A 7,412-nucleotide genomic window follows, 5' to 3' on the forward strand; every position below is an offset into this window, starting at 1 on the left:
GGTCGTTTACTGCAAAGATGCAAACAGACGAGGAACCCACCCGATGTGTCAGTTCGATTTCTTGGGCTACACATTCAGGGCGCGCAGCGCCCTGAACCGCGTGGGGAAATTATTTGCGAGCTTCACTCCCGCGGTCAGCAACAAGGCTGCCACGGCGATGCGGCAGGACATGCGTCGGCGGGGTTGGCTGAGGCGCTACGATCTCGGACTGGACGAGTTGGCGGATAAGACTCGTCCGGTCCTGAGCGGCTGGATTCAGTATTACGGGCGGTTTCACCGGTCGGTGCTCATCAATGTCCTACGCGCAATCGATTATGCGCTGGTGCACTGGGCACAACGAAAATACAAAACCCTTCACGGTCGCAAAGCGCGAGCGTGGGCGTGGCTGAACGGCGTTCGAGCTCGCCAGCCCGCCCTGTTTCCACATTGGTCGTTGGGGGTGTCGGTTGAACGATAGGAGCCGGATGAATCGAGAGATTCACGTCCGGATCTGTGAGAGCGTGCGGGTGAGATTCCTGGGCGCTACTCGACACAATTCGCCGACCGAGAGCCTGTGGGGATCGCTCAAGCAGGCGCGCATTCACGGCCGACGCTTTGCCACGCGTCGCGAGGCCATGGACGAGGCGATTGATTGGTTGAGCTTTTACAATCATGGGCGTCTGCACTCGACGTTGAACTACGTCAGTCCTATGCAATTCGAGAGAAGCTGGTACGCCGCACAGCGACAGCAGGCGGCATAATTCACGCTCAGTTAAGGGATGCGAAATTCGCGGGCAACCTCAGATATCCTGGATGTTATTGATCTGCAGATCAGGAACCCGCTCAACACAAAGAACAACATGACAGAGGCCTGGCCGAGGATGAGCGAATACGCGTGAATACCGGACCAGTACGGTGCGACAAACACCTGCTCGATATGCGTTGCCACCACCACGAGTGCTGCCAGACCACGGCACGAGCGGATAAATCCGGAGTTCTCTTCCGAGAGCCGGGAGAAGCCACTCAATGACAAACCGCTCATACATCCTCCGACAAACGAATCATGTCTCGCGTGGCGTTCCCGTCTGAACAAGGCAACGCCACGCGCTCGGTCCCTCTCTCACTTCTTGAACACCCCGACGACATCGGCTCCATCGAACACAAGCAGCGCGTTGATCTTCTTCTGCTCCATCACCAGCAGCGCATCCTCAGCCCGCGTCTCTGGAGAGACCATTGCTGGCTCAACAGACATCATGTTCGCCGCAGTGGTTCGTACAACCTCGTTGCCGTGCCGCTCGATGGCACGACGCACGTCTCCGTCGGTCACGACGCCCCAGCCGGTATCGAGCCGCACAATCGCGAGCCCAAGTCGTCCACGTGTCATAGCTTGCAGTACGTCGATCGCAGGCGTGTCGTGGCAGACGAAAGGCAGATCCCTATGGGCCATCTCGTCACTTACTGTGCGGAGCAACCGCCGACCGAGCGATCCACCCGGATGAAAGCGCGCAAAATTTTCCGGTTGAAACCCCCGGACTCTCATCAGCGTGATCGCCAACGCGTCGCCCATGGCGAGCGTTGCAGTTGTCGATGCCGTGGGGGCGAGCTGGAAGGGACAGGCCTCTGCATCTACGCCAATGTCAAGATGAATATGTGCCGCGCTCGCAAGCGTTGACGCTCGATTACCGGTCAGTGCAATCAGCCGGTTTCCATTGTTTCGCAAGAATGGAATCAGCTTGATCACCTCGTCAGTTTCGCCCGAGTTCGAGATCGCAAAAAAAGTATCTGCCGGCACGACCATTCCCAGATCGCCGTGATAAGCCTCTCCTGGGTGCATGTAGAAGCTTGGCGTGCCGGTGCTGGCGAATGTCGACGCTATCTTCCGACCGATGATCCCCGATTTTCCCATCCCACAAACCACCACGCGCCCACTGGATGCCAGGATGGTCTCGACCGCGCCCGAGAAGCCTTCGTCAAGTCGACCTGCCAGTGCTGAAAGCGCACGCGCCTCGATGTCCAGTACTTCACGGGCGGACTCAATATAGTTCAATTGATTCATGACCTTGCCGTTTCAACATAGTAAGAATTCGCTCAACGTCTTCGGGCGTATCTACGCCGTGAGGCGGCGTCTCAGGCCAATGCATGACGTGAATCTGCAGTCCCAGCCACAATGCACGTAGCTGCTCCAACCTTTGGAGCGATTCGAGTTCACACGGCTCATTAGTCGCCAGCCGTTGCAGCGCAGCGTTCTGATATCCGTATATTCCGACGTGACAGCGGAAGACGCCCTCCACCGCCGCGGGCCGACCGTCCCGGCAAAGCGGAATCGGTGCCCGGGAAAAGTACAGAGTGCGCCCTTCCCTGTCGACGACCAGCTTCACGATATTTGGGTCATCAATCTGGATAGCGTCCTTGACAGGGCAAGCGACCGTCGCCATTTCAAAGCGGTGAACGCTTTCACAGAACACAGCAAACTCCTGCAGCAGAGCGACTGGCACCAGCGGCTCATCACCCTGCACATTGATGACGATGTCGTCCGGTAGCCATCCGGAGGCCTTGGCAACTTCCGCTACGCGGTCGGTACCAGACTGATGTCCGGAGTCAGTCATCGCAAACGCTATCTGTCGTCTCCTCAACACGTCAGCGATTCGGTCATCATCGATCGCTACCACAACCTCCGTTTCTGGAAGAGCACGGCGAACCCGCGAGTGCACACGCACGATCATCGGCTCACCGCCCAGATCGATGAGAGGTTTTCCCGGCAAACGCGTAGACCCAAAGCGCGAGGGGATCACGATTCGAAGTGCTCGGCGCTCACTGGGTGACATCATGGCGACTCCAGAATTGAAAGAGCGGTCGATACGCGTCCTCCAGCGACAGCCCTCCACACGTAAGAATATGATCGGCTACCTCGCGAGCGACTCCTTCACCGCCCGCACGTGACGTCACGTGGCTGACACGCGAGCGGACCAGCGCATGCGCGTCTGCAGGCGCATACGAGACACCGACGCGCTCGATCACGCAGAGATCATTCACATCATCTCCGACATACGCAGTCTGCATGTCGTCGACGCGGAGTTGCTGCTTGATCGATTCGAATCCTGTACGCTTGTCGTGACACCCGGTGACCACAGCGTCCACACGCAGTTGCGTCACGCGCCAGATGAGCGCCTCGCTGTGCTTACCAGATAGGATCGCGGAACGGATCCCATGCGCACGCAACAACGCGATCGCGACCCCGTCGTGTGCGTGAAAGCTCTTTACGCGTTCGCCGTCAGCGCTTACGTGGAGACGACCGTCAGTCAGGACACCATCGACGTCGAACATGACGACTGATATTCCACCCGAGTAGACGACGGCGCTCATCGGATGTCGAGCGGCTCAAACCGCTTTACAAGATTATCGATGGCCTTCACCTGTGCAAGAAACGGCTCGAGCAGGTTCAACGGCAACGCGCTCGGCCCGTCACAGCGCGCGCGATCGGGATCAGGATGGGCTTCGAGGAACAGACCGGCAATGCCAAGTGCGATGCCGGCTCGCGCCAGGTCGAGCACCTGGCTGCGCCGCCCGCCAGACGCCTCGCCGTGCGGATCGCGGCATTGGAGGCTATGGGTAACGTCGAATATTACCGGGCAATCTCCCGACGCCTCCCGCATCTGGCGAAAACCCAGCATGTCCACGACCAGATTGTCATAGCCAAATGCCGCGCCACGTTCACACAGGATGACCTTGTGGTTACCAGCCTCGCGGCACTTCGCCACCACGTGCTTGACCTGGGCGGGACTCATGAACTGAGGCTTCTTGACGTTAATGACGCGCCCAGTTTTTGCGATCGAAACCACGAGATCGGTCTGACGAGCGAGAAAGGCCGGTACCTGAAGCACATCAACGACGTCAGCAACCGCTTCGGCCTGCGCCACTTCGTGTACGTCGGTTATGGCGGGCACCCCGAAGCGGTCTTTGACGACCGCCAGAATGGAAAGTCCTTCTTCCATTCCGACGCCGCGGTATGAGTGGATTGACGACCGGTTTGCCTTGTCGAAAGAAGCCTTGAAGACGAGGGGAACTCCAAGCTTCCTGGTGACTTCGACGAAAACTTCGCACGCTTCAAGTGTGAACTCGAGACTCTCCAGAACATTTAAGCCGCCAAACAACACAAACGGAAACTCATTTCCGACTTCAACGTTGGCGCTAATCGATACGCTCATTTACATTTCCCCCGAGGAATTACGATGTGTGCTGCCGCAAAATTGTGCGGTCGTCGTTGTGGTGCCTTGATCGCTGCCGGCGCTTCAACTCGTCCTCATAGACCGGCGCGAGCTGTTGAAAGAATCGCTTCTCCGTGAACCGGTCTTTTGCCTCGATGCGCGCGCGCGACGCGAGGCCCGCACGGAACTCTGGTTCATCAATAACCCGTCCAAGCAATTCCGCTCCTTCAGCGGCGCTCGAGAAAATGGCGCCCGTTTCGAGATGCCTAACGACATCGACATTCCCTGCGCAATCAGACACAATCGCGGCGCTTCCCGCCATCATTGCCTCGACGACTGAAACCGGCATACCTTCCCATGACGAGGTCGACAGATACGCATCGGCACGTTCAAGCCACGACCGTACATCACGGCGGGAGAGCCATCCCGTGATGATCACCCCGGCAGCACGTAGGTTCAGGATCGAACGCAAATTTTAACCCGGCACCTTGGCGCGACAGAACCCTCCATCGTGGCGTTTCAATCCGATCGACGTGTCTCGGACGAACACCCATCCACTTGACTGCGGTATCGTCGGCTCCCAGGGGAATACTGTCGCTGTTCAAAAGATCGAATTTCGTCAACCCGAACGGCACGACCGAGTTTGCTTTTTTCGAGAGAAACTTCTCAACGGCATGCACATGCGTCGGAATACCCGGATGGGAATCCCACTTCGCGTAGAAATCGGAACGAAGAATCTGCCAGTCCGCATATTGCGACTCGAGATCGCAGTTCCGCACGAGTGCCGACAAGCCAATTCGTTTGACCGAGGGGACCAGGCGAACCGATGAACTGCGCCGGCGCCCGTACTTGACCCTCTAATCCATTCACTCGGGACTTAAAATAGATGCATAAATGTACATTATGCCGATTTAAGAATCATTTGCTTGCATGGAGTATGAGCCACAGTTAATGTCTCTTCGTCGCGCACGTGGCCAGAACGTTGTCGCGCCGAAGGTTTTGGGGGTAGCGAGAAATAGAGGCGGATTTTGGCTGGTGGAGGGTGCCGTCGCGCCGTGTGGCGAGCAGCACGTCGCAGCGTAGCCGGGGAGAGGCGTCGGCACGCGCGATAGTCCGGGTGCTCAGCGATGCACCGTCGAGTGATCAACCGAATCTTCCGTATGGTCTGGGCATCATCGCTCGACAGCGGATATCGCTTGAAATGGACGTTAAGTAATTCCGGTCAAAATCGAAGCGGGAGAGTAAGTGAGGAAACTTCTGGTTGCGTTGATCGCCGTCGTGCTGGTTGGTTATCTTGGTATCAGCGCTATCGCGTATATACATGACAAGGACTATGCAGACAGCGCGGTCGCGAGGCGGGCCGCCTCCTCACAAGCGCTTGGCATCCGTGCCGTGTTAGATCGAAACGCGTGCTACTACTGCCATTCAAGGAAAGCGGTTCTGCCTGACTATGCAAAGCTACCGGGCATTCGTCAGCTAGCCGAACACGACAGGCGGACCGGGCTCACCTATTTTCGCATCGACAGCCTTTACGCGGCGCTCGAGAGCGGCATGCCAGTTCCCGAGGCTGATCTCGCGAAGCTGGAAACCGTTGTGAGCGAACGCGCCATGCCGCCAAAACTGTTTCGCCTCGTGCACTGGACGACCGGCCTTAGCGCCGACGATCGACGCGGACTTCTCGACTGGATTGCGTCACAGCGTCATAGCGCATATGCGACACGCGGTGTTGCCCCCGAGTTCGCTAACGAGCCGGTGCAACCGTTGCCAAATTCCTTGGCGACCGACACGAATAAGGTCGCCCTCGGAAAGCAGCTCTTCAACGATGCCCGACTATCGGCAGACAACACGATATCGTGTGCGAGTTGTCACGCGCTGTCGACGGGGGGCGTAGACGGAAGGAAAGTTTCGTCCGGCGTGCGCGGACAATTGGGTGCTGTCAACGCGCCGACGGTATTTAATGCGGCGCTCAACGACAAGCAGTTCTGGGACGGTCGCGCGGCGACGCTGCAGGAACAGGCGGCCGGCCCACCGCTGAACCCGGTCGAAATGGCGTCTACGTCATGGAGCGAGATCATCGATAAGTTAAAACAAGACTCGTCGCTATCGCAACGGTTCTTGGCGGTGTACCCCGGCGGCTGGTCGAGCGAGAACATCACAGATGCGATCGCCGAATATGAGATGACACTGCTAACGCCGAGTCGCTTCGATGCTTACTTGCGCGGCGACAGGCATGCGCTGAGTAGTGAGGAATTGCGCGGCTACCAGTTATTCAAGGCAAACCATTGCGCCACGTGCCATGTGGGCAAGAATCTGGGCGGGCAGTCGTTCGAGCGAATGGGCCTCGCGGCCGACTACTTCTCTGCGCGGGGCTCCACCTCCGCAGCCGACAACGGACGGGAGAATGTTACGAAAGACTCGCTCGATCGCCATGCGTTCAAGACGCCGACGCTGCGCAACGTGGAACTGACCGCGCCATATTTTCACGACGGCAGCCGTGCTGATCTGCATGAAGCCGTGCGCGACATGGCTAAGTATCAGGTCGGCAAGCAATTGTCGGACTCCGATGTCAACGCCATCGTAGCGTTTCTGAGGACGCTAACGGGTACGCGTCAACCCGGCACCTACTGATGCGACGACCGCGGCTGATTCTAGAAGGGGGCGAAGAAGGTGGGCGTTTATGCTCTGCAGAGCATAAAGGTTATCAAGCCAGTTGCCCGTTGGTACAACTAATGCGCTCCTCGGGCCATTGCGAGTCGATTCAATGACGACTGAACACGAAATCAAACCTCAGGCGCTGCAGTGACATCGAGCGTTTTGCATCCGCGCCCAACACAGTTGCGGAGCCTGCACCGACCCCTGTCTTGACGGAACGACCGGGGGGCGATGTACACGCGCGAGGAGTGTCGCCACCTCGCGTTCGAATGGATGATCGCGGCGACGTACATCGCGCTGGTCGAGCGTGGCTAACCGAGGGTCGTCAAATGAGCGTTTTCAACCCCAATCACCGGGTAATGCGGGACACTGAGATCAGTGGTGCAAGGTTGCCGCGCGCCTGCTGATGAAGTTGCCTCCCGAGGGGTCGTATCCCGGTGGTTGTGACGGCCGCTGGCGACACATCATGGAACCGAGACGGTTCTTTTGCACTAAGGGTGTCGGAACGAGAAATGTCGATATGATAAGTATTGCTTATGACACAAGGGAGTAAAACTGCCGGGAAGCAGAGGACGG

The 7,412-nt window shown here is 57.9% G+C and carries 9 protein-coding genes and 1 pseudogene; 3 read left to right on the plus strand and 7 right to left on the minus strand.

Annotated features, from left to right (window positions below; genetic code table 11):
- Positions 1 to 457: group II intron maturase-specific domain-containing protein (locus BMI01S_RS35205; RefSeq protein ID WP_042292535.1), on the plus strand; the 457-nt coding region annotated here is incomplete at its 5' end.
- Positions 458 to 533: 76 nt separating this feature from the next.
- Positions 534 to 740 (plus strand): annotated as a pseudogene (locus BMI01S_RS35210) (IS3 family transposase); the annotation flags it as partial.
- A gap of 11 nt (positions 741 to 751) precedes the next feature.
- Here BMI01S_RS35210 and BMI01S_RS35215 read toward each other — a convergent pair.
- The 7 genes from BMI01S_RS35215 to BMI01S_RS42215 all read right to left on the minus strand — a co-directional run bounded on the left by BMI01S_RS35215 (position 752) and on the right by BMI01S_RS42215 (position 4,975).
- Positions 752 to 1,021, minus strand: coding sequence for an acyltransferase family protein (locus tag BMI01S_RS35215; protein ID WP_028232912.1), 270 nt, complete (start codon positions 1,019 to 1,021; stop codon positions 752 to 754).
- 78 nt (positions 1,022 to 1,099) lie between these two features.
- Positions 1,100 to 2,035, minus strand: coding sequence for a KpsF/GutQ family sugar-phosphate isomerase (locus BMI01S_RS35220; RefSeq protein ID WP_028232913.1), 936 nt, complete (start codon positions 2,033 to 2,035; stop codon positions 1,100 to 1,102).
- Complete coding sequence (gene kdsB, locus BMI01S_RS35225; RefSeq protein ID WP_028232914.1) at positions 2,013 to 2,807, minus strand: 3-deoxy-manno-octulosonate cytidylyltransferase; 795 nt, start codon at positions 2,805 to 2,807, stop codon at positions 2,013 to 2,015. The genes BMI01S_RS35220 and kdsB overlap by 23 nt, the downstream gene beginning before the upstream one ends.
- On the minus strand, positions 2,791 to 3,342 hold the full coding sequence (locus BMI01S_RS35230) for a KdsC family phosphatase (protein ID WP_028232915.1): 552 nt from the start codon (positions 3,340 to 3,342) through the stop codon (positions 2,791 to 2,793). The genes kdsB and BMI01S_RS35230 overlap by 17 nt, the downstream gene beginning before the upstream one ends.
- Positions 3,339 to 4,184 (minus strand): 3-deoxy-8-phosphooctulonate synthase, encoded by an 846-nt coding sequence (gene kdsA / locus BMI01S_RS35235; protein WP_028232916.1) that lies wholly within the window; start codon positions 4,182 to 4,184, stop codon positions 3,339 to 3,341. Before kdsA ends, BMI01S_RS35230 begins: the two co-directional genes overlap by 4 nt.
- 19 nt (positions 4,185 to 4,203) lie before the next feature.
- Entirely contained in the window at positions 4,204 to 4,623 is a 420-nt protein-coding gene (locus BMI01S_RS35240) for a glycosyltransferase (protein ID WP_244145500.1), read from the minus strand.
- On the minus strand, positions 4,592 to 4,975 hold the full coding sequence (locus BMI01S_RS42215; protein ID WP_161635579.1) for a hypothetical protein: 384 nt from the start codon (positions 4,973 to 4,975) through the stop codon (positions 4,592 to 4,594). The genes BMI01S_RS35240 and BMI01S_RS42215 overlap by 32 nt, the downstream gene beginning before the upstream one ends.
- Before the next feature lie 454 nt (positions 4,976 to 5,429).
- Here BMI01S_RS42215 and BMI01S_RS35245 point away from each other — a divergent pair, with 454 nt between their 5' ends.
- Positions 5,430 to 6,812, plus strand: a complete 1,383-nt coding sequence (locus BMI01S_RS35245; protein ID WP_042292533.1) for a cytochrome c peroxidase — start codon at positions 5,430 to 5,432, stop codon at positions 6,810 to 6,812.
- Positions 6,813 to 7,412 lie beyond the last annotated feature (600 nt).

Origin of the sequence: Paraburkholderia mimosarum LMG 23256 = NBRC 106338, assembly GCF_000739815.1 — a bacterium.
Taxonomy (GTDB): Bacteria; Pseudomonadota; Gammaproteobacteria; order Burkholderiales; family Burkholderiaceae; genus Paraburkholderia; species Paraburkholderia mimosarum.

Coding starts and splice junctions, on each gene's coding strand:
- BMI01S_RS35230 (WP_028232915.1), bottom strand. CDS start 3,342: ATGAGCGCCGTCGTCTACTCGGGTGGAATATCAGTCGTCATGTTCGAC.
- BMI01S_RS35215 (WP_028232912.1), bottom strand. CDS start 1,021: ATGAGCGGTTTGTCATTGAGTGGCTTCTCCCGGCTCTCGGAAGAGAAC.
- kdsB (WP_028232914.1), bottom strand. CDS start 2,807: ATGATGTCACCCAGTGAGCGCCGAGCACTTCGAATCGTGATCCCCTCG.
- kdsA (WP_028232916.1), bottom strand. CDS start 4,184: ATGAGCGTATCGATTAGCGCCAACGTTGAAGTCGGAAATGAGTTTCCG.
- BMI01S_RS35220 (WP_028232913.1), bottom strand. CDS start 2,035: ATGAATCAATTGAACTATATTGAGTCCGCCCGTGAAGTACTGGACATC.